Annotated in this window: 17 protein-coding genes; 5 read left to right on the top strand and 12 right to left on the bottom strand. The window is 56.6% G+C overall.

Features of this window, described 5'->3' with window-relative positions; all coding sequences use genetic code 11:
- Nucleotides 1–15 precede the first annotated feature (15 nt).
- The 5 genes from AAFH99_RS05995 to AAFH99_RS05975 are packed head-to-tail and all read right to left on the bottom strand — an operon-like array spanning nt 16 to nt 6,839.
- Entirely contained in the window at nt 16–4,167 is a 4,152-nt protein-coding gene (locus AAFH99_RS05995; RefSeq protein ID WP_406828936.1) for a pilus assembly protein, read from the bottom strand.
- Between the two features lie 25 nt (nt 4,168–4,192).
- A complete protein-coding gene (locus AAFH99_RS05990; RefSeq protein ID WP_051687411.1) occupies nt 4,193–4,735 on the bottom strand; it encodes a PilX N-terminal domain-containing pilus assembly protein in 543 nt (180 codons plus the stop codon).
- 26 nt (nt 4,736–4,761) lie between these two features.
- Nucleotides 4,762–5,805 carry a PilW family protein gene (locus AAFH99_RS05985; RefSeq protein ID WP_043320861.1) on the bottom strand — a complete coding sequence of 348 codons (1,044 nt, stop codon included), beginning with the start codon at nt 5,803–5,805 and terminating at the stop codon, nt 4,762–4,764.
- Between the two features lie 25 nt (nt 5,806–5,830).
- On the bottom strand, nt 5,831–6,271 hold the full coding sequence (pilV, locus tag AAFH99_RS05980; protein ID WP_406828935.1) for a type IV pilus modification protein PilV: 441 nt from the start codon (nt 6,269–6,271) through the stop codon (nt 5,831–5,833).
- Nucleotides 6,272–6,287: 16 nt separating this feature from the next.
- Nucleotides 6,288–6,839, bottom strand: a complete 552-nt coding sequence (locus tag AAFH99_RS05975) for a GspH/FimT family pseudopilin (protein ID WP_406828934.1) — start codon at nt 6,837–6,839, stop codon at nt 6,288–6,290.
- Nucleotides 6,840–7,152: 313 nt separating this feature from the next.
- Between AAFH99_RS05975 and AAFH99_RS05970 the strand changes: the two genes are divergently transcribed.
- Nucleotides 7,153–7,665 (top strand): GspH/FimT family protein, encoded by a 513-nt coding sequence (locus AAFH99_RS05970; RefSeq protein ID WP_406828933.1) that lies wholly within the window; start codon nt 7,153–7,155, stop codon nt 7,663–7,665.
- Nucleotides 7,666–7,681: 16 nt separating this feature from the next.
- Here the strand turns inward: AAFH99_RS05970 and ispH are convergent, their stop codons facing one another.
- The 6 genes from ispH to murJ form a co-directional block, all read right to left on the bottom strand.
- Complete coding sequence (gene ispH, locus AAFH99_RS05965) at nt 7,682–8,617, bottom strand: 4-hydroxy-3-methylbut-2-enyl diphosphate reductase (protein ID WP_406828932.1); 936 nt, start codon at nt 8,615–8,617, stop codon at nt 7,682–7,684.
- A 62-nt stretch (nt 8,618–8,679) separates the two neighbouring features.
- Nucleotides 8,680–9,120 (bottom strand): peptidylprolyl isomerase, encoded by a 441-nt coding sequence (locus AAFH99_RS05960; protein WP_043320856.1) that lies wholly within the window; start codon nt 9,118–9,120, stop codon nt 8,680–8,682.
- Nucleotides 9,121–9,137: 17 nt separating this feature from the next.
- A complete protein-coding gene (lspA, locus tag AAFH99_RS05955) occupies nt 9,138–9,656 on the bottom strand; it encodes a signal peptidase II (RefSeq protein WP_406828931.1) in 519 nt (172 codons plus the stop codon).
- Nucleotides 9,649–12,453 carry an isoleucine--tRNA ligase gene (gene ileS, locus AAFH99_RS05950; RefSeq protein ID WP_406828930.1) on the bottom strand — a complete coding sequence of 935 codons (2,805 nt, stop codon included), beginning with the start codon at nt 12,451–12,453 and terminating at the stop codon, nt 9,649–9,651. The genes lspA and ileS overlap by 8 nt, the downstream gene beginning before the upstream one ends.
- A gap of 440 nt (nt 12,454–12,893) precedes the next feature.
- Complete coding sequence (gene ribF / locus AAFH99_RS05945) at nt 12,894–13,871, bottom strand: bifunctional riboflavin kinase/FAD synthetase (protein WP_406828929.1); 978 nt, start codon at nt 13,869–13,871, stop codon at nt 12,894–12,896.
- 85 nt (nt 13,872–13,956) lie between these two features.
- Nucleotides 13,957–15,603, bottom strand: a complete 1,647-nt coding sequence (murJ, locus tag AAFH99_RS05940; protein WP_051687408.1) for a murein biosynthesis integral membrane protein MurJ — start codon at nt 15,601–15,603, stop codon at nt 13,957–13,959.
- Between the two features lie 535 nt (nt 15,604–16,138).
- Here murJ and AAFH99_RS05935 point away from each other — a divergent pair.
- The 4 genes from AAFH99_RS05935 to rpsT all read left to right on the top strand — a co-directional run bounded on the left by AAFH99_RS05935 (nt 16,139) and on the right by rpsT (nt 20,441).
- Nucleotides 16,139–16,849 carry an OmpA family protein gene (locus AAFH99_RS05935; protein ID WP_043320850.1) on the top strand — a complete coding sequence of 237 codons (711 nt, stop codon included), beginning with the start codon at nt 16,139–16,141 and terminating at the stop codon, nt 16,847–16,849.
- Nucleotides 16,850–17,115: 266 nt separating this feature from the next.
- Nucleotides 17,116–17,808: a proteobacterial dedicated sortase system response regulator gene (gene pdsR / locus AAFH99_RS05930; RefSeq protein ID WP_043320849.1), complete on the top strand. Its 693-nt coding sequence runs from the start codon at nt 17,116–17,118 to the stop codon at nt 17,806–17,808.
- Between the two features lie 23 nt (nt 17,809–17,831).
- Nucleotides 17,832–19,892 carry an ATP-binding protein gene (locus tag AAFH99_RS05925; RefSeq protein ID WP_406828928.1) on the top strand — a complete coding sequence of 687 codons (2,061 nt, stop codon included), beginning with the start codon at nt 17,832–17,834 and terminating at the stop codon, nt 19,890–19,892.
- A gap of 282 nt (nt 19,893–20,174) precedes the next feature.
- The gene (rpsT, locus tag AAFH99_RS05920) at nt 20,175–20,441 is read left to right on the top strand and encodes a 30S ribosomal protein S20 (protein ID WP_043320846.1); all 267 of its coding nucleotides are present in this window, start codon (nt 20,175–20,177) and stop codon (nt 20,439–20,441) included.
- Nucleotides 20,442–20,689: 248 nt separating this feature from the next.
- Here the strand turns inward: rpsT and proB are convergent, their stop codons facing one another.
- On the bottom strand, nt 20,690–21,823 hold the full coding sequence (proB, locus tag AAFH99_RS05915) for a glutamate 5-kinase (protein WP_043320845.1): 1,134 nt from the start codon (nt 21,821–21,823) through the stop codon (nt 20,690–20,692).
- Nucleotides 21,824–21,844: the final 21 nt, after the last annotated feature.

Raw genomic sequence — 21,844 nt, 5'->3', positions numbered from 1 at the left:
CTCTTCTATAACTGATTAACGCAGCTGGCGCCAAGACATCCGGCCTACCGCTTCGGAGGGAAACTGACCTTCCGTCACTTCAAGTTCGCCCTTGATATTACTGGTTGGCAGATAGGCTTTTTCACCGGAGCGAATCACTTCTGAGTAACTGACTACCGCGTAGTCTACCTCGATACCATCTTCCCCGAAGATGGTGTGCCCCTCAAACCGGTCCCCCACGGCGACCAGCTCCATCAACCAACCACTACCCCCGAAAGAGCAGGGGTCTGACGACGTGATCATAGTAGGGAACAGTAGTCGATCATAAATCAGTAACGGCTTGCTGATAATACGCTCCCCTGTCACGCCCCCGCCGGAAGTGAAGTCGAGATACCAGCCTTTTTTATCTGCCCACCAGTCGGTGGCCGCGTTGCCATCTACTTCGCGACGCCCTTCTGTTTCTACAGAGATTGTTTTGGCAAACAGCTGATCCCGACCGGTCACTTCAGCCCCGGTGTCGGCAATAGCGTAGAAGCTGTTGATGGTGGACCCAGCGTCATTGTCTCCACTGGAGAGGTAACTTCCGGTACCAAAGTACACCATCACCGCATTATTCATTTTGGCATTGAGGCCCAACGTTGGCGCTGCGGTTATCGGCTGTACCGCACCATTGGGGTCTACAGCGGTAAACAGCGGATCGTTTTTATAGGCGAGCCCCCACTTGTTCCCTGATAAGTCAAACGCCCACATATTACCGAGAAGATCACCAGCATAGGCCGCAACAATTTCACCCGCACCATTTGGCAGCAGCGATGGCCCGGCCAGTCCGTTGCCCCCTGAATTTCCCGTATCAATCACAACGGTATCGCCAGTAGGATCGTCAAGGCTTATAGCAAACAAATGGGCCTTCTCCTCTTCGGAGTTATAGCCATTCCCGAAAAACACACGCCAACCGTCGTTGGTTGGGGCGATTATCGGCTCACTAGTGATATTTCCGAGTTTCTCCCAATCTCCGGAATACAAAGTTTCATCGGTAAAGTCGAACAGCACATCATTCTCATCAAATCCATCCGGATTGGTGATATCCAAGGCAAACAACCCTCGTCCACCAGCCCCGAGGGTGCCAACCAAGATATTTTTCCAGCTACCGTTTACATAGGCGTCCCCAACAAACAGAGGACCATCCACATTAAATTCATGCGGGTTATTTGTAGTACCGTAGTCTGGAGAGGAAAGCTTACGTAGCTGGTCATAAACACCCGCAGGCACATAAGCAAATAACTCTTGCCCAGTGGAAGCATCAAACGCGTGCAACATCCCATCGTTCGCACTTACATAAAGTACTTCACGACGGTTTTGCTTATAGTTGGTGTAGTAGCTTTCGTACTGATGACCACCCAGCGCATCCGATAGCAGATGGAAATTATGCTTCTTCCGACCTGCAAATACCGGACTTGAGTTAACAATATCCCCTAATAACACGGTTCTATCCCTGTAACCAGCGACATCGGCACCGCGGGCCCAAGCGAGCCGCTCCATACCTTCTACAGCTGAATCACTACCTATCAGAGCAGCCTTCTGTGCGTCACTAATACCACCATCTCCAGGAGAAACGCCCCAGGTAAACACCGCTCCGTCGCTACCATTATGGGTATAGATATCCCGCGCCGCCGCGCTGGCAAACTTGGAGTCATCGGATTGCCATTTGACAGCCCCAACGCTGCCATCGCTATTCAGGTTGAGAGCTTTCAGCTCACCACTCCAATCGGCACTATTGAATAGAGCCTGGTAAATGACCGTGTCCGTCCCTAAACGAGTCGAATTCGTTGCAACAGACGAAGCCGAACCAGCACTAGCCGCAACTTTTTCAAGTGCCCGACTCAAACTTTCTTCAAGCTCGGAAGGATCGATAGCATAAAAATAGGTTTCCGGTTCAGATGCTGCGATCTCCACGCTACTAGGAGCCGTGCCGTCCTCATTATCACTGTAGCCACCCCACTTGGCGGCATAATAAAGTGGAGACTCCAGTGCGCTCGCGGTTGATGAGCCAATTGAATACGTAGCTTTTGTCGCTGAATCACTGACTTTGCAATTATTACAACCGTAGCTATTAAATCCATTGATACCAGAATGCGCGTGAAAGCCATCGTTGGTCGTACCACTAATAATATAGCCGAAACCCATTTTGAAATTTGTGGAAGTGGACTCTGCTACAACATCAGTTGTAATGGCAATCTGATTCCCCACCACTGCGTAATCGATAACCCCCCACATATCTTGGTCGAAGTCACCACCCTGCTCACTATCCTCCCAGTTGACGTACAATTTGCCACTAGCCCCATCAGTAGATTGACTTACGATTTTAAAATCTACAATCGCACAATTGGTTTTATCACCATTGTTATTATGGTTTCGACAGGCAGGAAGAATGGTGACCGATTTACCGGCCACACCAGGAACGGGAATATCAACTTTCGGAACAGCTGGGGCTAGCGCAACACCGTAAGTAGTGACATTTTGAGTTCCCTGCAAATTAGGAAGCAGATCATTCTTCCTAGCATAGTAGGCCATACCCGCGATGTTGTAGGTACCCTCCAGGCGCGGCGCATCAGGACAAGTCCCGGTGACATCGGAAAGTGCAGTTACCGTTTTCGCAGTACAAAGCTGATCTTTATCATTCCCATGGGTTCCGACAAAGTAGTCCTTTCCATAGAGGTTTTCCAAGGACCCAACTTCGTTAGTCATTGCATCAATATCAATGCCTAACTGATTAGAGGTTTCGCCATCGTACGAGCTCGTTGAGGCATTAAACTGGATGACACTGGTAGCCGCGCAGTAATTTTTACTACCTATGGGTGACTCCCATGCTTCTGACTTGAGGCCACTAATTTTGTCATCGCCAGATACGTTATTCTGCGCATTTTTCCCTGCAAGGTAATGCAATGACTCTAGGAAGATCTCAGACTGGGGATTACCCCAGTTACTACATTGCCCATTATTGAAACTATCCTGACCCCAATCGCAGTCATCGGCACCGCCACCCCCTCGGTATGTGCCGTCATTACCACCGCCACCTGCGTACCGATAGCCATAAATTCGTAGCTTATCGATAGCACCCACGATTCCAGTCACACTTTTGAACGTGCCATCAGATTCCACGTTAATTTCATCGGACAGGTTTCCGACATTCTTTCGCAAGACACCGCCCGACTTGTTCTTACTGTAAGAGCCCGTCATCAAACCAAACAGAATCTCGCCCCTCTCACCATATTTTTGCAAAAGCCCAGATGGCTTACTATTACCATCTGGATACGAGCGACAGTTATCCTCTAGCAAACCTGCCTTACACACTTCCACTCGGGCAAAATAGGTGCTCCCCTTGCTTTTGGAGGGGCTAGAGGAGTATGCCGGGATACCACTGATTGTTTCCGAATTTCCATTCTTTCCATTATTGCCGGATACACTCTCATCCCAACGGCACTGCCAGCGCTCATTACTGGCCCAGAGAGAATAATTGCCCTGCACAACTCGTATTTCGGGTGCGTCAGTATTACCTTGTGAGAAATTCGAGCTTGATTTAGATCTAGGCGTTGTATTACAGAATGTAATACCTGATGTTTTAGAGGCAACTCCGCCGCTAAATCCTTTCGGGGTTAGTTTGTTGATATCTGCCCCGTTGTAGTACTTGGCAAACGAATGGGCATCGTGCGGCAAGTACGCACGCTCCAGCACGGTAGAGCCACTGCTATCTGTAGAGCGGTAACCTCCGTACAAAATTTTGCGAACGGCATCCATTCGCGTCATGGTTGCCCAGTTGAGGAAATTACCACTCCACTGCCCGTCGACAGAGTCACAATAATAATTAGCGGTAACGGCCTTGGGGACAAACCTGCCTGACTCATAGTTGTAGCACTTATTACTGTCAAAATAGCCATAGTACTCGTAGTCATTCATGTAAGTGGTGTCTGCCACCCCGTCCTTATCCAGGTCGGTATAATCATCGTAGGCTTTAAAATAAAGCTGATGATCGTTCGACATATTGAGCATTACGATCGGCTTGACGGGCTGGGCGAGAAACAGTGGTGACTGCGCTAGTTCGAGCGATTGCACCGCATGAGTGAACCCCAGCGCCAGTAACGCCACTCCAGCATTCAGGCAGAGTTTTGCTTTTATTTTCTGTAGCAACATATTCATTTCCTAAATTTTTGCGGCGTTAGCGTTTATAAGTAGACTGGAGAATTACCACCGCGTCTGCAGTACCACCTTCGGCGCGACTGGTTACCCGATAGAATACGGTGTCTTCCGTCTTGAGCGAGCTGGCAAAATCAATCGCACTGCCATCCGCCGCATTTATGGTTGCCGTAGTGGTCACTTCTTCGATGACATATTGCGGCTGACTGGCGACCATTTTCACTCCCAGATTTGTCCGAATTGACCCCGCATCCCAGCCGTAGGTATCCCAGAACCCGGTACTGGTTGAACCATCGATCGCCTGCACCAGCCCCACGCTAGTCCCATCAAACGCCGGGATGGTAGCCCCCGTCAGTACGGACTCACCCTCCCGCAAACCAGCTTCGGCAGATTGAAATGCCAAGTTGCGATCACGCATATTACCCGCCATCAGTTCCTGCATACCGCTACCGCGAATTGCAGCCATACCGACCAGGGTCATCAGCAGCACCATTATGAGGCCAACGATCAGGGTCATACCCTGTTGCCCTTGAATGGATTTAAAGTTGGATAAGCTGTTGTTCATGTCTATCCCAGTGCTCCAGTTTTCTATCAGGGCAGGCGGCTGCGAATACCGATGGTATTGATAAATACCTGACGCAGGCGACGATCACCTGGTGCGCTATTGACCACACCGTTGAAGGTATATGGCTGCTCTTCCTGCAACAGGTTGTCTTCGGTGCTCTGTATGAGAAGCTGAACACGCACGCCGGATACTTCTTCCCAGTCTGCTACTGCGGTGGCTGTACTGTAGCTATCAGGTACGCCATCACCATCCGTGTCTTCTCCGTAGGTCAACTGCATATCCTCCACGCCTTCGAGCAATTCGATTGGCGTGCCGCCATTGATCTGCTGCCACAGTCCCGGCTGACCACTGACGTCGCTGTTGCGGATATAGTAAACGGTGGTATTCATCTTGATAATTTCGGAGTCTGTGCCGAAGTTTTCGTCCGGGTTACTGCTCCCTCCCCAGGAAGATACTGCGTTGCCAGGTGTAACATTGGCATTGGAGTGAGCGATGTTCACTTCCAGACCACCATTGGTTGACTGCAGATTGGTCGCCTGGAAAACTCGCGCTTTGGAGCAATCGGAAACCACCAGAATATCCTCCTCACACAAGCCACTGAAACTATCCAGTCCGCTAGGACAACTGGCGGTAACACCGGTATTTTCAACAAACAGCTGCGCCCCATTATTGTTCTGGGTGACGTCGACACCATTGCCATTTGCACCCCGCACCACCAGAACGTCGGTTCCGGCAACGATATTTGCCGGATATCCGGTCACTGCCGCACTATAGTTATCGGCCCCCTCGATACCGACCTCAAAGTTGTATTCAAGGTCAGAGGCCTGTTTCAGCGTATTGGTAAAATTCATGTTCCGGCTCATACACCCCATATAGCCGGCCATGCGAATATCCTCCGCAAGAAACTCCATCGCCAGACGCCCACTTTCCTGCACCCGTGCCAGAGCCTGCTGAGTAGAAAACGTCGTACGACTGGACAGGAATAGCTGGACAACGCCGGTCATCAATATCAGGCCGATGGTGATGGAGATCATCAATTCGACCAGAGAGATACCTTTCTGACTGTGCATTTTTCTCAATATCACTCTCTCGTCCTCACAGCCGGGTGGTGTAAACAAATTCACTTTCGTCTTCGCTGGCATCGCCGGAACTGTTCTGTTCGGCCCACTGAATCGTCACGGTACAGAAACTGGTTGCCGCAACACACTCAATACCACCATCCGCTCCGGGTAGCATGGTTTCAATATTGGTAAGCCATTCGTTCATATCCTTTTGTGCCAGAGTCGACCCAGTGGGCTTGGCGTCGCCCACCCCGAGGGAGTAATTGGCGACGTTCGCGCGATTGATTCGCACACGGTCGAGAATATCGTAGGCAAGAATATTGGCCTGGGAGCGAAGGTATGCACTGTGGTTGTACTGCAGGGACTTACTCTGCAAAGCGGCAAGGGCGAGCAATGAAGTTCCGAGAATCAACACCGTGACCAGCACCTCGATCAAGCCAGCACCCTGTTGAGGATTCAATCTATATTGCTTCATTCGGGATTTTTCCTACTCAAGAGCAGCCGCTGCTGCTACGGGTCATATTCAACATACCTGCGGGCCCGACGGTAACCTGCTGCGCACTATTGCTGCTGCAACCACTGAAGCTGGCGTTCAGGGTTACCGCACCATTCGCCGAGCGCCCAAGTGTCCCCTTACGAGTAAAACGCACAAAGGTCGGTGTCGCCCCTCCCTGACTGGCGGTGAGCGATGCATTGTTGTCTGGCGCCTCCCAGAATCGCAGCACCGCGTTCGCATTGGCCACTACTGGAGCCGCTGCATCATCAGTTGCAGCGGTATCCAGCACCACTATCCAGTTATCTGTCCACGCCCCATTACAAGCACTTCCATCAGTGCTTCCGCATAGAGTTACCCTGGTGCTACGCTTTACCGCCTCACTACGGGCATAGTTAAGCGCGCTGGCCAACTCTTCTCCGAGAGAGAGTGAGCGGTTGTTTTGGATCATGGTGTTGAAATTCGGTACGGCGATCGCAACGATAACGGCCAGAACCGCCAAGGTGATCATCAACTCAATCAGGGTCAATCCCCGCTGTCTAAATCCCATTGTGCTCGAACTCCCCAATACCTGTGTGATCATCAACATGTGAAGCGTTTATTTTTTAGCCACCACGGACACTATTCCGACAAAGATCAGAAACTGGTACGCATGCACCTCGAATACTGGCGCAGATTCTATCTTATTGACTAAAAGCGAACTGCTTGCCATGGATACAAAGATGGCGCGATGTTAATTTTTTGAGCACCCTATCACGCCGGAGTAGACACCCAGAGCGACACCCGATAAACGGCAATACTTGAGGAGCAAACGGCGGCCAGGATGGCCCCCGACTCCAACCAGAGCAATTCAAGGAGGAATTGTGAACGCGCGCGGTCTCACTTTAATTGAGCTATTGATCACACTTAGTATTCTCGCGATTTTACTCGCCATCGCTATCCCCAGCTTCCAGCAGCAAATAGAATCCAGCCGCACCCGAAGTGCTGCCGATACGCTACTGCAAGCAATTCAACTTACACGAAGTAAAGCGGTAGCCACCAATCGCCGTGCCACCTTGCGAAGACTCGGTGACTGGCAGAGCGGATGGGAGGTATTTTACGATCAGGACTTCGACGGTGTACGGGATACCGGTGAAGAACAGATCACCACCGGCGGCGCACTGACCGGCGTGACAGTCACTGCCAATGGCCCACTTACCAACTATGTCTCATTTACAGGATCAGGGGAGAGTCGCTATGCCGGCACGGCAAGCGGAGGTGGATTTCAAGCCGGTACGCTAACAGTCTGCCCCGCCACGGGTGGAAAGGGTTACCGGCTTATCTTGTCCCGTGGCGGACGGGTCCGAGTGGAAACCCTCGATGATACAGACTGCTAAATCGCGAAATGGTGAGCTAAATTCGCAACTCTTTCGGCAAACTGAAGCTGATATTCTCCGGGGTGCCCTGCACTTCATTCGGCGCTTCCGCACCCAGCTCCCGCAGCTTCTGAATGACCTGTTCTACCAACACTTCCGGCGCTGAGGCGCCGGCAGTGATTCCAACGGTCTTCTTACCCTCAAGCCAGCTCGCATTAATGCAATCCGACCCATCTATCAGGTATGACTCGCTGCCACAGCGCTCCGCCAGCTCACGCAGGCGGTTGGAATTGGAGCTGTTGGGGCTTCCGACAACGAGTACTAGGTCGCACTCTAGCGCCAACTGTTTTACCGCATCCTGACGATTCTGAGTGGCGTAGCAGATATCGTCTTTGCGCGGTCCGCGAATATTGGGAAACTTTGCGCGCAGGGCGTCGATCACTCGCGAGGTATCATCCACAGACAGCGTCGTCTGAGTGACAAAGGTCAGGTTGTCCGGATCTTTAACTTTCAGCTCAGCAACATCCTGCTCATCTTCCACCAGATAGATGGCGCCACCATTGCTGGTATCGTACTGCCCCATGGTGCCTTCCACTTCTGGGTGGCCTTCATGGCCAATGAGAATGCACTCACTGCCATCGCTGCTGAATTTGCTTACCTCCATATGCACCTTGGTCACCAGGGGACAGGTAGCATCGAAGACTTTCAGACCGCGGTTGCTGGCTTCCTGCTGCACTGCCTTGGACACGCCGTGGGCACTGAAGATGACAATGACATCATCCGGCACTTCATCCAGTTCATCCACAAACACCGCACCGCGCTCGCGCAGCGTGTCCACCACGAACTTGTTGTGGACCACTTCGTGACGCACGTAGATAGGTGCACCGAATACATCGAGGGCGCGATTGACGATATCGATCGCGCGGTCGACACCGGCGCAGAAGCCACGGGGATTGGCGAGACGAATTTGCATAACGGTTTCCGGGTTTCGGTGGATGCGCTGCGCTTATCCACCCTACATGTAAGCCCTGCCAGTTAGTTGACCGAGGCCACTTCGAGAATTTTTACGTGGAAAAATACGGTCTGCCCGGCGAGAGGATGATTAAAGTCCACCTCCACATCGTCTTCGCCGATATTCCGGATAACGCCGGGAAGCTCGCCATCGCCGTTATCGAAAGACACAACCAACCCTTCTTCCAGTTCCATATCCGGCGAAAAATGTCCTTTTTTCACTTTCTGGATATTGGAGGGATTGCGCTGGCCAAAACCCGCCTCCGGGGGAATTTCAATTTCCGCCTCGTCACCGGCCTTAAGGCCGAATAGGGACTGTTCGAATCCCGGCAGCAGGTTGCCATCGCCGACGATAAAGGTGGCCGGATCCCCTTCAAAGTTGGAGTCGATCTCGGAGCCATCGTCCAGCTTAAGGGCGAAGTGCAGAGTTACCCGACTGTGCTCACCGATTACATTATTGCTCATGGAACTTCTCTAATTTTTTACACTTCTGCGCTGCTTTTGCCCGGCTCTTCACTCTTGTCTTTAAAGAACAGCAGTTCAATCACAAGCATCGCAGCGCCGACGGAGATGGCCATATCCGCCACATTAAATACGGGAAAATGCCAGTCGCCGTAATAGACGGAAATAAAATCACGCACATAACCCAGCAGCATTCGATCCCACAGGTTGCCGAGGGCGCCGCCGAGAATCAGTGCCAACGCTGTCGGTTCCCAGCGCCTGGCCAACGGCAGGCGCTTGATCCACACAATGACCACCGCACTGAAAATCAGCGCCACAGCCCCAAAAAACCAGCGTTGCCAGCCACCCGCATCCGCGAGAAAACTGAATGCGGCACCGTAGTTTTCCGCGTAGGTAAACTGCAACAGGCCGGGAATGATCTGCATCGCAGGCCCGTACATAAAGCGCTCTACCGCCCACACCTTGGTGGCGATATCGATAATGATCACCACCAGCGCCAACAGGTACCAGCGCCAGGGAGTCGACAGCGCCTTAAGCATAATGACGCACCTCGCCATCACCACTGACGTTTTCCACACAGCGACCACATAGTTCCGGATGCTCGCTGTTGCTGCCCACGTCTTCACGGTAATGCCAGCAGCGGCCGCACTTGGGTGCGTCTACTTTGTGCACCGCAACGCGCAACCCAGGCAGTTCGGTTTCCTCTGCGCCGGCGGCATCGGACAGCGGCTGCACGGAAGTGGAAGAGCAGATCAGTACGAAACGTAGCTCGTCCTTCAGCGCATCCAGTTTTTGCTGCAACCCGGGGTCGGCAAACAGGGTGACGGACGCTTGCAGAGAGCCGCCAATATTGCCGGCGCCGCGCTGCTCTTCCAGCACTTTATTTACCGCGGTTTTCACATCAGAGATGGCATCCCAGAATTCGCTGTCCATTTCCGCGTTTTGCGGCAGGGCCGGGAACTCGTGCCACTCGGCCAACAGTACGCTGTCTTCTTTCCTACCCGGCACGAATTGCCATAACTCTTCGGCGGTGAAGCTGAGGATCGGTGCAACCCAGCGTACGAAAGCGTGCACAATGTGATAGAGCGCAGTCTGCGCGGAGCGACGCGCAACGCTGTCCGCCTTGGTGGTGTACTGGCGGTCCTTGATGATATCCAGGTAGAAACCACCCATTTCCACCACACAGAAGTTGTGCAGTTTCTGATAGATCTGGTGGAACTGGTAGCGATCGTAGGCCGCAACAATTTCTTCCTGCAGTTTGGCCGCCTGCTCGATGGCCCAGCGGTCCAGCGCCAGCAGTTCGTCTACCGGCAACAGGTCTTTGGCGGGATCGAAACCGGCCAGGTTGGACAGGAAGAAACGCGCCGTGTTGCGCAGGCGACGGTAGGAATCCGCGGTGCGCTTCAGGATCTCGTCGGATACCGCCATCTCACCACTGAAATCGGTGGCGGATACCCATAAGCGCAACACATCCGCGCCCAGTTTGTTGATCACGTCCTGGGGCGCCACGGTGTTACCGATGGATTTGGACATCTTGCGCCCCTGGGCGTCCACGGTAAAACCGTGGGTCAGGACCTGCTTGTAGGGCGCGCAGTCGTTGATGGCGATGGAGGTTTTCAGAGAGGACTGGAACCAGCCGCGATGCTGGTCGGAGCCTTCCAGGTACAGATCCGCAGGGAAGCGCAGACCCTCGCGACGTTTTAGCACCGCGTGGTGGGTCACACCGGAATCAAACCACACGTCGAGGGTATCGGTGACTTTCTGGTAGTTGTCCGCATCATCGCCCAGCAGCTCTTTGGCGTCCAGTTCAAACCAGACATCCATGCCGCCCTGCTCGACTTTCTGTGCGACCTTTTCCATCAACGCCGGGGTATCCGGGTGGATTTCCTGAGTCTCTTTGTGGACGAACAGTGCGATGGGCACACCCCAGGTGCGCTGACGAGAGATACACCAGTCCGGGCTGGCATCCAGCATGGAATCGATACGGGCCTTGCCCCAACCTGGGATCCACTGCACTTCGTCCGCGGCCTTTTGCGCGTGTTCCAGCAGATCGTTCTGCTGCATGCTCACAAACCACTGGGGCGTGGCGCGGTAGATCAGCGGCGTTTTGGTACGCCAGCAGTGCGGGTAGCTGTGCACCAGTTTGTCTTCATGCAGCAGCACGTCTTTTTCATTTAGCAGCTCGACAATTTTGCCGTCCACCTTGTACACGTGCTCGCCGGCGAATACCGGTACGTTATCGCGAAACAGACCGTTGTCATCGACATAGTTCAGGGTCTCGATGCCGTAGCGCTTGCCCACGTTAAAGTCATCGGGGCCGTGGTCCGGCGCGGTGTGCACACAGCCGGTACCGGCGTCGGTGGTAACGTGGTCGCCGAGGATAATCGGCAGCTGCTTGTCGTAGAATGGGTGATTAACCTTCAGGTGCTCCAGCGCAGCGCCGTGGATACGGCCGACGACGTCGCCGCTCAATCCAGCGGCTTCCAATACCGCATCTTTCAACGCTGCGGCGACCAATAGACGCTCTTCGCCCACCTGCACCACGACGTACTCCAGGTCCGCATTGACAGAAACCGCCTGGGAGGACGGCAGGGTCCAGGGAGTAGTGGTCCAGATCACCACCGACAGCTTACCGTCGCCCGCGTGACCGCCGGCCGCATCGGCGATCGTCAGCGCGGTGTCAGCGGTAGCCGGGTATTTCACATAGATGGAAAAGGAAGTCTTGTCCTGGTACTCCACTTCCGCTTCCGCCAGCGCGGAGCCGCCCACCACGCTCCAGTAAACCGGCTTGAAGCCGCGAGACAGGTGACCATTTTTCACCACGCCGCCGAGGGCGCGGATGATGTCCGCTTCGAACTGGAAGTCCATTGTGCGGTAGGGGTTGTCCCACTCACCGAAAACACCAAGGCGAATGAAGTCTTTCTTCTGGCCTTCTACCTGTTTTGCGGCGTATTCGCGGCACTTCTGGCGGAAGGTTTTGTGATCGACCTTGACGCCGGCCTTGCCGACTTTCTGTTCCACCTTGTGTTCGATTGGCAGGCCGTGACAGTCCCAGCCGGGCACGTAAGGGGCATCGAAGCCGCTGAGGGTTTTCGATTTGACGATGATGTCTTTCAGGATCTTGTTGACCGAGTGACCGATATGGATATCCCCGTTGGCGTAGGGAGGACCATCGTGCAGAATAAATTGTTCACGACCTGCACGGGCTTCACGAATTTTTTCGTAAAGCTTTCCTTCTTGCCATTTCTTCAGAATCTCCGGCTCCCGATTGGGCAGGTTGCCGCGCATGGGGAAGTCGGTTTGCGGAAGATTCAAGGTCGCTTTGTAGTCGGTCATTGGCTATCTACTTCGGTTGTAGCTCGGGAGTAATTCACTTCTAACGCCTCCACATACCTCGCTCGCGAATCACACTTACGAAGTACTGGGCTTAAAACTTAAGCTGGAGTGCTGGGGATCAGGTTTCAAAACCGTCGGTGACAAGGATGTCACCGACGGAGCGTACATGGATGTACTCGCAGCGATTTTGAAACCTGATAGCCAGTGCTCCGGCGCCACTCGAGGGAAACAGAGCTCCGATGGTACCTCCGGGGCTCCGTTAAACTCGCTCGGTGGCGGCAAGGCACCGGGGACGAGTTTTCAGGACCGCTGTGAACCCATCCCTGGGCGCTGCGGCGCAAACTTCCTGTTCGCGACGTTCCTGAAAACTCGTCCCCGGCACCTTACCTTCGCATCACGCATCAATACTACGAACCATGCGAAGGGGTTTTGAATTGTGTTCAGCGTGTTTTGCGATTCGCAAACCATGCTTTTGCGTTTTCGATGTCGTCAGCGATTTTCTGTTTGAGAATATCCAGCGACTCAAACTTTTCTTCATCGCGCAACTTGTGGCAGAAAGTGACGGCAATTTCACGGCCGTACAGGTCGCCACTGAAATCGAACAGGTGCACTTCCAGCAAAGGTTTAGCACCCTCGCCCTCTACCGTCGGGCGGAAACCCACATTGGCAACTCCGGCCACTTCCATGCAGCTGCCGCTCATGGGGCTGCCGTTTGTGCGCTTGGCGGTGACGGTATACACCCCCACCAGCGGCGAACGGTAGCGATGCAGCCGAACATTGGCCGTAGGCGCACCCAGTTGCCGACCGAGGGCGCGGCCGCGGGCGACCAGGCCGGTGATCCGGTAGGGCTTACCCAGCAGCTGCTCGGCCAGCTCAAAATCTGCGTTTTGCAGCGCTTCGCGGATGCGCGTACTGCTTACCCGCTCACCGGCGACTTCCAGGGTAGCGGTGTCTTCCACACTAAAACCCGATTCCGCGCCCGCCTTCTGCAACAGCGCGTAGTCGCCGCTGCGATCACAGCCGAAACGGAAGTCGTCGCCTACCACAAGATGGCGCACATCAAGGCCTTCCACCAGAACCTGCTGGACAAACGCCTCAGCGCTGAGATTGCGCAGGCGCTCGTTAAACTGCAGGCACAGCACTCGATCTACACCTGCATCAAACAACGCCAGTACCTTCTCCTTGAAGCGCATGAGCCTGGCTGGCGCTTTTTCACCGGAGAAATACTCGTGAGGCTGGGGCTCAAAGACGATCGCGACCGAGGGTAACTTGCGTTCCGCGGCCCGTGCGCGCAGCTGAGTGACGATGGCCTGGTGCCCCAGGTGTACACCGTCAAATGAACCGATGGTGGCCACACAGCCCCGATGTCGCGGTCGCAGGTTATGCAGCCCGCGTATCAGCTCCCGTTGCTCGGTCACAGCGCCTCCACCACCCTTCGTCACCCTTGCAAAATCAAGCGGCGCAGTATACCGGATTTCCATGGCGTCTGGGCACCGTCGCAACTCAGGAAGTCGCGCGAAAATGTCGCAGCCGCAGGCCGCTCGCCACCAGAATCAGCCCATAAGTCGCAGCACCCGCCGCAACCAGGGCAGCCATCCGCCAGGCGCGCTCCCACCAAACCCACAGATGCCAATCCGGCCAGTAGTGAAGAATACCCAGCAATACCCCCGCCATAGCCAGATTAGCCAGTACCAACCGCGCCAGGAATCCACGCCAGCCCGCCTCCGGCGCATACACACCGCCCTGGCGCAGTCCGCGGTAGAGCAGGAATGCATTAATTGCCGCCTGACCCGCGGTCGCCGCGGCAAGTCCCATATGACCGAGCTGAAAGTAGTAATTGAGCGGTATCACCAGCAAAAAGCTCAGCACCATCTTCGAGGCGATGGCGACCAGGCCAAACTTGACCGGCGTGGCCGTGTCCTGGCGGGCAAAGTAACCCGGCGCCAACACCTTGATCAGCATGAACGAAAGCAGCCCGAAGGTGTAGGCACGCAGTGACCAAGCCGCCATATCCATATCTCTCGGGGTCATATTTCCATATTGGAACAGTACGGTAAGCAACGGTTCGGCCAGCACAAACAGCGCCACCGCGGCAGGTAGCGCTATCAGAGTGACGCTGCGCAATGCCCAGTCAATGGTGTGGCGAAACTTTTGTGGATCACCGCCGGCGTGCTGGCGCGACAGGTTGGGGAGAATCACCGTTGCGACGGCCACCCCGAAAACGCCCAGGGGCAGCTCGACCAAGCGGTCCGAGAAGTAAAGCCAGGTCACAGACCCGGTGGGCAGGAAAGACGCCAGCACCGTGTCCAGCACCAGACTGATCTGGGTTACAGATACGCCAAATATGGCAGGTGCCATCAAGCGCAGGATTTTACGCACCCCGGGATACTGCCAGTCCCACTTGGGCCTTGGCAGCAGCCCCTGCTGCATCAAAAACGGTATCTGAAAGAGTAACTGTACGACCCCAGCAGCCAGCACCCCCCAGGCCAGCGCCATTACCTGCGGCTCAAACCAGCCGGCAGCGATGGTGGCCGCGCCGATGAGAACCAGGTTGAGCAGCACAGGCGTCAGCGCGGGGATCGCGAAGCGGTCGAAGCTGTTGAGCATGGCCCCGGCAAAGCCGGTGAGCGAGATCAACATCAGATAGGGAAAGGTAATCCGCAGCATGTCGGTGGCCAGGGCAAACTTTGCCGGCTCACTCCCCCCCCACCACCAGCCAAACGCAAAGATTCCGGTCACCAGGGGCGCGCAAAGCACTCCGAACAAGGTCACCAGTAACAAGGTACCGCCCAGGGCACCGGCGACGCGGTCATTCAACTCCCGCACCGCCGCGAGCCCGCCTTTCTGCCGATACTCTGCAAGCACCGGCACAAAAGCCTGGGAAAAAGCCCCTTCGGCAAACAGGCGACGGAAGAAGTTGGGAATCTTGAACGCCACGAAAAAGGCGTCCGCGGCGTCACTGGCACCGGTGAGACGGGCAAAAACGATATCCCGTGCCAACCCCATTACCCGCGACAATAAAGTGGCACCGCCCACCACCGAGGTTCCCCGCAACAGCCCCCTTTGCGGACTATCTTTTTGGGCCTGTGGTGCCTGCTCGGAAGAATCCGACTGCGGATTAGGCGTCTGATTTGGCGAAGATCCTGCCACTTCCCTGATTCCTGCTTTGTGATCGCTACATAATGGCCGGCAAGTCTACCGCAATCCACTTTCTCGGCCATCTGGTCTGGAGCAGCAAATCTTCCAGCGTGCCAAAAGGGGCCCTACGCTTGGCGCGAGAGGGAACTATACTCAGGTTAAGCAGTTGGCGCGCTACAGGGAGTAGTGGCAATAGAGGAGAGACGGAATGACCATCAACGCGTTGATAATCGCACTGATCCTGGCAGTACTTTTGTACGCGGCGGTCGCCATCGGCCCCCGCCCCCAGCGGGTTCGGGTTCGAATCGATCGACCACGGGATCCGCGCTACCGGCGTCGCGGGCACTGAGGCACGCCTTACTCCAAGAGGCTGAACTGAGTCACGGGGGCCATTGCCACATTTCGCCATAATTGCTGCGGAATTTGCCCCAGAGACGCCACGCCAGTGCCTCCTTGCGGGATTTAAATGACACTCAACCGAAGCGGGAAACACACCCGGTCGGAAACAAAGAGCAGTCATTTCTATCCAATCGCAAGGAACACGATCATGAAAACGTTGTTGATGGCAGTAACCGTAAGCACTCTGACCCTGAATGCTATTGCTTCCGCCGAGGCCGCTACTGACACCGAGAAAGAATTACAGGGCTCTGCCCTGACTCCGGCCAAGCAGGCCACAGTATTTACCGGCGCCGCAGTTGCGGGCGCCGCCGTGGGAGGCCCGGTCGGATTTATCGCCGGCGCCCTCGGTGGGGCCTGGCTGGGCGAACAGATCAAGCAAGCAGAAGAGGCAGACATGCTCGCAACTCAACTCACCGAAAGCCGTACCGAACTGGGTAACCTCGCACAGCAGCTGGATGCGGCGCGACTGTCCGCCAACGACGCGCAGGAACTGGCTCTGGAAAGCCTGGAGTTCCAGATGCTGTTCACAACCGGCGACGACGAATTGCAGGAGGCTCAAGAGCAGCAGGTTGCCGCCATGGCCGACTTCCTGAACCGACACCCACAGCTGCAGGTGCACCTGGAAGGGCACTCCGACCCTCGCGGCAGTGACGGTTACAACAATGTACTCTCCGATCAACGGGCCCTGAGTGTGCAGCGTACCCTGGAAGCCTACGGCGTGGCTCCCGAGCGCATAGAACGCCGCGCCCTTGGCGCCAGCCAATCCAAAGCCAGTAAAGGTGATCTGGACGCCTATGCCCTGGAGCGCCGGGTGGACATCCACTTCGGTATGCCGGCAACAGTCGCCGGCTCCTTCTAAGCCCCACCCGCGCCGGTCTCCGTTCTGATACAGCGGCGACCGGTGCACTGCGCCCGCAACCAGCGGGCGAGTTACACCGAGCACCTCTAGTGCGACCCTGTAAGCCGTAACCTTGCGCGCCATGCCTCAGGCTGCGCGCCTTTTTGCGCTGGGGGCCGGTTGGCCCACGGCCAGTTAATTTTGCCTGCCTCCCCCACTTCGGGCATGCTTTTCCGCATCGAACATCAACTATCCGCTTTTTCGCCCGAAATCATAAGAACACGTCCATGAGCAGTCCCACCATCGCCATTGTCGAAGATGAAGTCGCCATCGCGGAAAACTACCGCGACGCCCTGCGCCGCAGCGGCTATCAGGTCAACCTGTACCATACGCGCCCCGACGCACTCGCCGCATTCCAGCAACGCCTGCCGGATCTGGCAGTCATTGATGTAGGGTTGGGCGCCGAGATCGAGGGCGGATTCGAGCTGTGCCGTGAGCTGCGCGCCATGGCGCCAACACTTCCCATTCTGTTTCTGACCGCACGGGACTCGGAGCTCGATATCATCTCGGGATTACGCCTGGGGGCCGATGACTACCTCACTAAAGATATTTCCCTCCCCCATATGCAGGCCCGCATCAGCGCCCTGTTGCGACGGGTGAGCGTGATGCAGTCGAAAGGTGGCGATGAGGAAATCATTACCCAAGGCGACCTGGAACTGGACGTCTCGCGACTGCATTGCCACTGGAAAGGTGAGCCGGTTGATCTCACGGTCACGGAATTCTGGATTGTGCACGCCCTGGCCAAGCGGCCCGGCCACGTCAAATCCCGCAGCCAGCTGATGGAAGCCGCGCGGGTAGTGCTGGACGACAACACCATCACCTCCCACGTAAAGCGTATCCGCCGCAAATTCCAGACCATCGACAGTAGCTTTGATGCCATAGGCACCGCCTATGGTATGGGCTATCGCTGGCAGCTATAAAAAGTCATGAGTCTCGCCCCGACATGAAGCTTCGCAGCCAGCTAGTCCTGCTCAGCCTGTGTACGCTTGCCCTACCCTGGGCGGGGTGCCAGTACCTGCGCCAGGTGGACGAGGCCCTGAGTCAGGGGCAGATGCAAACACTGGAAGCAACGGCAAATGCAATTGCCGCACGCCTGGCCAGCGCGCCGGAACTGATTGCGCCCGATTCCAGACGCACCGGGCGCCCCCCGGGTGCGCAGCTGTACCTCAACCCTCTCCGGCAGGCGCCGGTCCTGGACGGCTACGGAGAGGAGTGGCGTGCGCAAGGCCTCCCCCCGCGCGTCCTCGAGGACCAACGGGGCAACCCACAGGCGCGCATTACCCTGGGCAGGCGCGGCAGCCAGATCTATCTGCTGCTCACAGCACAAGACACAACCCCCAGCTACCGGGATCCTCGCGTCCCCGGCGTATCCAACGGCGATACCATTGAGCTTTACACAGCGCAACAGCAATACACCCTGCCGGTAGCGAGCCAGGGCCCGGTACAGGCTATGTGGTATAACCCAAGGCGCGGGAAGTACGAACGGGAGCTGCGAATTCGTGGACGCTGGGCCGCCTCACCACAAGGCTACCAGCTAGAACTGACAATGCCGTCTACCCTCAGTAACGGTGAGCTGGCCGTGCGGATACTGGACCGAGAACGCAGCGACGGCGGCATACCGGCACGTATCGCCGGCACCCTGCCCACCGATGGCCGGCCGGGCACTCTTGTAGAGCCCCTGCCGGTACTGCAACAGGAACTGGAGCACTTCGCACGCCCGGAACTCCAGCTGACAGTGGTCGATCAGGAAGGGTTTCTACTGGCTCGCACCGGTCGCGACTGGCACCGGCACGAACTCGAGGAAAATACACCTGGAGGCTACGGCTGGCTAAGAGACTGGTTCTATCGCCAGGTGCTCGCCACCGGAGCATTGCCGCCACTACCCGACAACCACCTCCCCGAGACATTGACACAGAATCGGGAAACGGCCAGCCAGTGGTTCGCTGCCCCCTCGGGCTACACGGGCTCCCGCAGTGACGAACGCATTGGCGCAGTCAGCGTGCCGGTGGTCACCCGCGCCGACAACATTATCGAGCGCCCGCTGTTGGGGCGGGTAATCACCGCCCAGTCCACCAGCGCCCTGCAATCACTCACCGAGTCCGCCGCACGCCGATTGTGGCTCACCACCGCGAGTGCCGCAGGGTTGGTTCTGCTACTCCTGCTCGGCTACGCCAGCTGGCTGTCCTGGCGCATTCGCAAACTGCACAAGGCCGCGCAGACGGCGGTAGACGCCAGCGGTCGCCTGCGCGGCGGCTTCCCCAGACCCATCCTCAACGATGAGCTGGGCGCCCTGAACCGGGCCTTTGCCAGCCTGCTGAGCGAGCTGGACCACTACCACCAATATCTGCGCAGCCTGGCCAGCAAACTCTCCCACGAATTGCGCACCCCTCTGGCGGTAATGCGCTCCTCCCTGGACAACCTGGCCGCCGGCGAACTGGACAGCGATAGCCGGCGCTACGCCGAACGCGCCGCGGAAGGTGGTGCACGGCTGTCCTCGATCCTCAACGCACTGTCCGCTGCCAATCACCTGGAAGCGAGCATCAGCCAGGCAGACAGGGAAGAATTTGACCTGCACGACCTTTTGCAACTGCTTACCCAAAGTTACGCGGACGCGCATCCATCACATCGTTTTAGCCTGCAAAGCCCGGACGGCCCCCAGCTCTATTACGGCGCCCCCGAGTTGCTGGCGCAGCTGCTGGATAAGCTTGCCGATAACGCGGTGAGCTTTGCCCCGGAGGACAGCGAAATCCAGTTTGAACTGGAAACCACCACCAGGGCCTACCACATCAGCGTCAGCAATGACGGCCCGCTACTGCCGGAAGGGTTCGGGCAGAAGCTGTTTGACTCACTGGTGTCGGTGCGCAACGACGGCGGCAAGGCGGGGCACCTGGGGCTGGGGTTACATATTGCGCGATTGATCGCGGATTTCCATCAGGGGGAGCTTAAGGCGGCAAACCGGGAAGACGGGCGCGGTGTCATCTTTACCTTGCTTTTGCCGCGTTAGTGGTGGATGCGCTGCGCTTATCCACCCTACGATGAACCACCACTTCGTCATTCCGGGCCTGACCCGGAATCCAGTGCCACGAAGCTGGATGCCGGATCAAGTCCGGCATGACAGGGTTTTACATCAGGCAAACCATCGAGGCGTATCCACCCCCGCCCAGGTGGTCACAAACTGGCACCCCAAGCGGTTGACAAACAACCAACGCTGGGGATAATGTCGCGTCCCAAACGGGCCCCCGGCCCGATTGTTCGAGATTTTACAGATTCCAGACAGGAGCAACCGGTGGCCAACTCACCCCAAGCGAAGAAACGCGCGCGCCAGAACGAAAAGCGCCGCAATCACAACGCCAGCCTGCGCTCCATGGTGCGCACCTACATCAAAAAGGTAGTTGCGGCCATTGATGCAGGTGATGCGGAAAAAGCCAAGACTGCCTACGAGGCTGCTGTGCCGGTTATCGACCGCATGGCCGACAAGGGCATCATTCACAAGAATAAGGCCGCTCGCCATAAGAGCCGCCTGAATGCCCAGATCAAGAAGCTGGCCGCCTAAGCCGCCGCTTCCTGAGCACAAAAAACCCCGCTAATGCGGGGTTTTTTATTGTCGGAAAGAAACTACCAACAGCCGGCGAGAAGGTTTCGATACCGGTTAAAGCCTTGCGAGGCCTTCGAAAACAGGGATGTTTTCGCAGAGCCCCCCAGGGGCCGAAGGCGCCGCGCTGAAGCGGCTGGACCGGGTGCACGGCGTGTCTCGCAAGGCTTTAACCGGTAGCGGAACCGCCAAAAAATCCAGAAGAAAACCTAGAGAAGAATCAGGTTGTCGCGGTGGATCAGCTCGTCGTCGTCGCGATAACCGAGCAACTCGACGATGCGGTCAGAGGGCTGGCCACAGATCTTTACCGCCTCGGAACTATCGTAATTCACCAGCCCGCGGGCGATCTCTTCACCGGCACCATTCACGCAGCTGACCAGCTCACCGCGATGGAAGCGACCTTCAAGCTCCACAACCCCCACCGGCAGTAGGCTCTTACCCTGGTCGCGCAGCGCCCGCTCGGCACCCGCATCCAGCACCAGCTTACCGCGCACCTGCAACTGTCCCGCCAGCCAGCGCTTGCGCGCGGTCAGCAAATCCGCCTCAGGCAGCAGCAGCGTCCCGAGATCCTCCCCCGCCGCCACACGCTCGATCACCGAATCCTCGGCGCCACCCACAATCACCGTACGCGCACCGGAGCGCGCCGCCAGCTGCGCGGCGCGCACCTTGGTCGCCATCCCCCCGCGCCCCAGACCACTGCGGGAACCACCCGCCATGGCCACCAGACGCGGATCTGTGGCCGTCGCCTCGCGCACCAACTCGGCTGCGGGGTTGTCGCGAGGATCTTCGGTAAACAGACCATTGGCATCGGTGAGAATCAACAACACGTCCGCCTCTACCAGATTGGCCACCAGCGCACCCAGAGTGTCGTTGTCACCAAAGCGGATCTCGTCGGTCACCACCGTGTCATTTTCATTGATGATGGGCACCGCGCCGAGAGACAGCAGTGTCTTGATGGTACTGCGGGCATTCAGGTAACGGGTGCGATTGGAGAGGTCGTCGTGATCCAGCAGGATCTGTGCGGTGCGGCAGTCGAACTGACCGAAGGCGTGCTCATAGACCTGCACCAGATGGCTCTGCCCCACGGCAGCCGCCGCCTGCAATTGATGGATGGACTCCGGACGCTTGCGCCAACCCAATCGGTCCATTCCCGCCGCCACGGCACCGGAGGAAACCAGCAATACTTCGATACCCTGGCGACGCAGGGCGCTGATCTGGCCGGCCCAGTTCTGGATGGCGGCGCGGTTTACACCGCGGCCATTGTCGGTCAACAGGGCACTGCCAATTTTTACGACCCAGCGCTTGCTGGCGGCAAGCTGCTGGCGCGGCGAGATGGAGTCCATTTCTTCCTCGTGTGGGGATAT

The organism is Microbulbifer sp. ARAS458-1 (assembly GCF_045348205.1).
In the GTDB taxonomy this organism is placed as follows: Bacteria; Pseudomonadota; Gammaproteobacteria; order Pseudomonadales; family Cellvibrionaceae; genus Microbulbifer.
The sequence above is the reverse complement of the archived record's forward strand: the minus strand, read 5'-3'. Positions and strand labels throughout refer to the sequence as shown.

What these genes read in the sequence shown, in the direction of transcription:
- AAFH99_RS05995 (WP_406828936.1), bottom strand. Translation starts at nt 4,167, where the DNA reads ATGTTGCTACAGAAAATAAAAGCAAAACTCTGCCTGAATGCTGGAGTG.
- AAFH99_RS05990 (WP_051687411.1), bottom strand. Translation starts at nt 4,735, where the DNA reads ATGAACAACAGCTTATCCAACTTTAAATCCATTCAAGGGCAACAGGGT.
- AAFH99_RS05985 (WP_043320861.1), bottom strand. Translation starts at nt 5,805, where the DNA reads ATGCACAGTCAGAAAGGTATCTCTCTGGTCGAATTGATGATCTCCATC.
- pilV (WP_406828935.1), bottom strand. Translation starts at nt 6,271, where the DNA reads ATGAAGCAATATAGATTGAATCCTCAACAGGGTGCTGGCTTGATCGAG.
- AAFH99_RS05975 (WP_406828934.1), bottom strand. Translation starts at nt 6,839, where the DNA reads ATGGGATTTAGACAGCGGGGATTGACCCTGATTGAGTTGATGATCACC.
- ispH (WP_406828932.1), bottom strand. Translation starts at nt 8,617, where the DNA reads ATGCAAATTCGTCTCGCCAATCCCCGTGGCTTCTGCGCCGGTGTCGAC.
- AAFH99_RS05960 (WP_043320856.1), bottom strand. Translation starts at nt 9,120, where the DNA reads ATGAGCAATAATGTAATCGGTGAGCACAGTCGGGTAACTCTGCACTTC.
- lspA (WP_406828931.1), bottom strand. Translation starts at nt 9,656, where the DNA reads ATGCTTAAGGCGCTGTCGACTCCCTGGCGCTGGTACCTGTTGGCGCTG.
- ileS (WP_406828930.1), bottom strand. Translation starts at nt 12,453, where the DNA reads ATGACCGACTACAAAGCGACCTTGAATCTTCCGCAAACCGACTTCCCC.
- AAFH99_RS05935 (WP_043320850.1), top strand. Translation starts at nt 16,139, where the DNA reads ATGAAAACGTTGTTGATGGCAGTAACCGTAAGCACTCTGACCCTGAAT.
- pdsR (WP_043320849.1), top strand. Translation starts at nt 17,116, where the DNA reads ATGAGCAGTCCCACCATCGCCATTGTCGAAGATGAAGTCGCCATCGCG.
- AAFH99_RS05925 (WP_406828928.1), top strand. Translation starts at nt 17,832, where the DNA reads ATGAAGCTTCGCAGCCAGCTAGTCCTGCTCAGCCTGTGTACGCTTGCC.
- proB (WP_043320845.1), bottom strand. Translation starts at nt 21,823, where the DNA reads ATGGACTCCATCTCGCCGCGCCAGCAGCTTGCCGCCAGCAAGCGCTGG.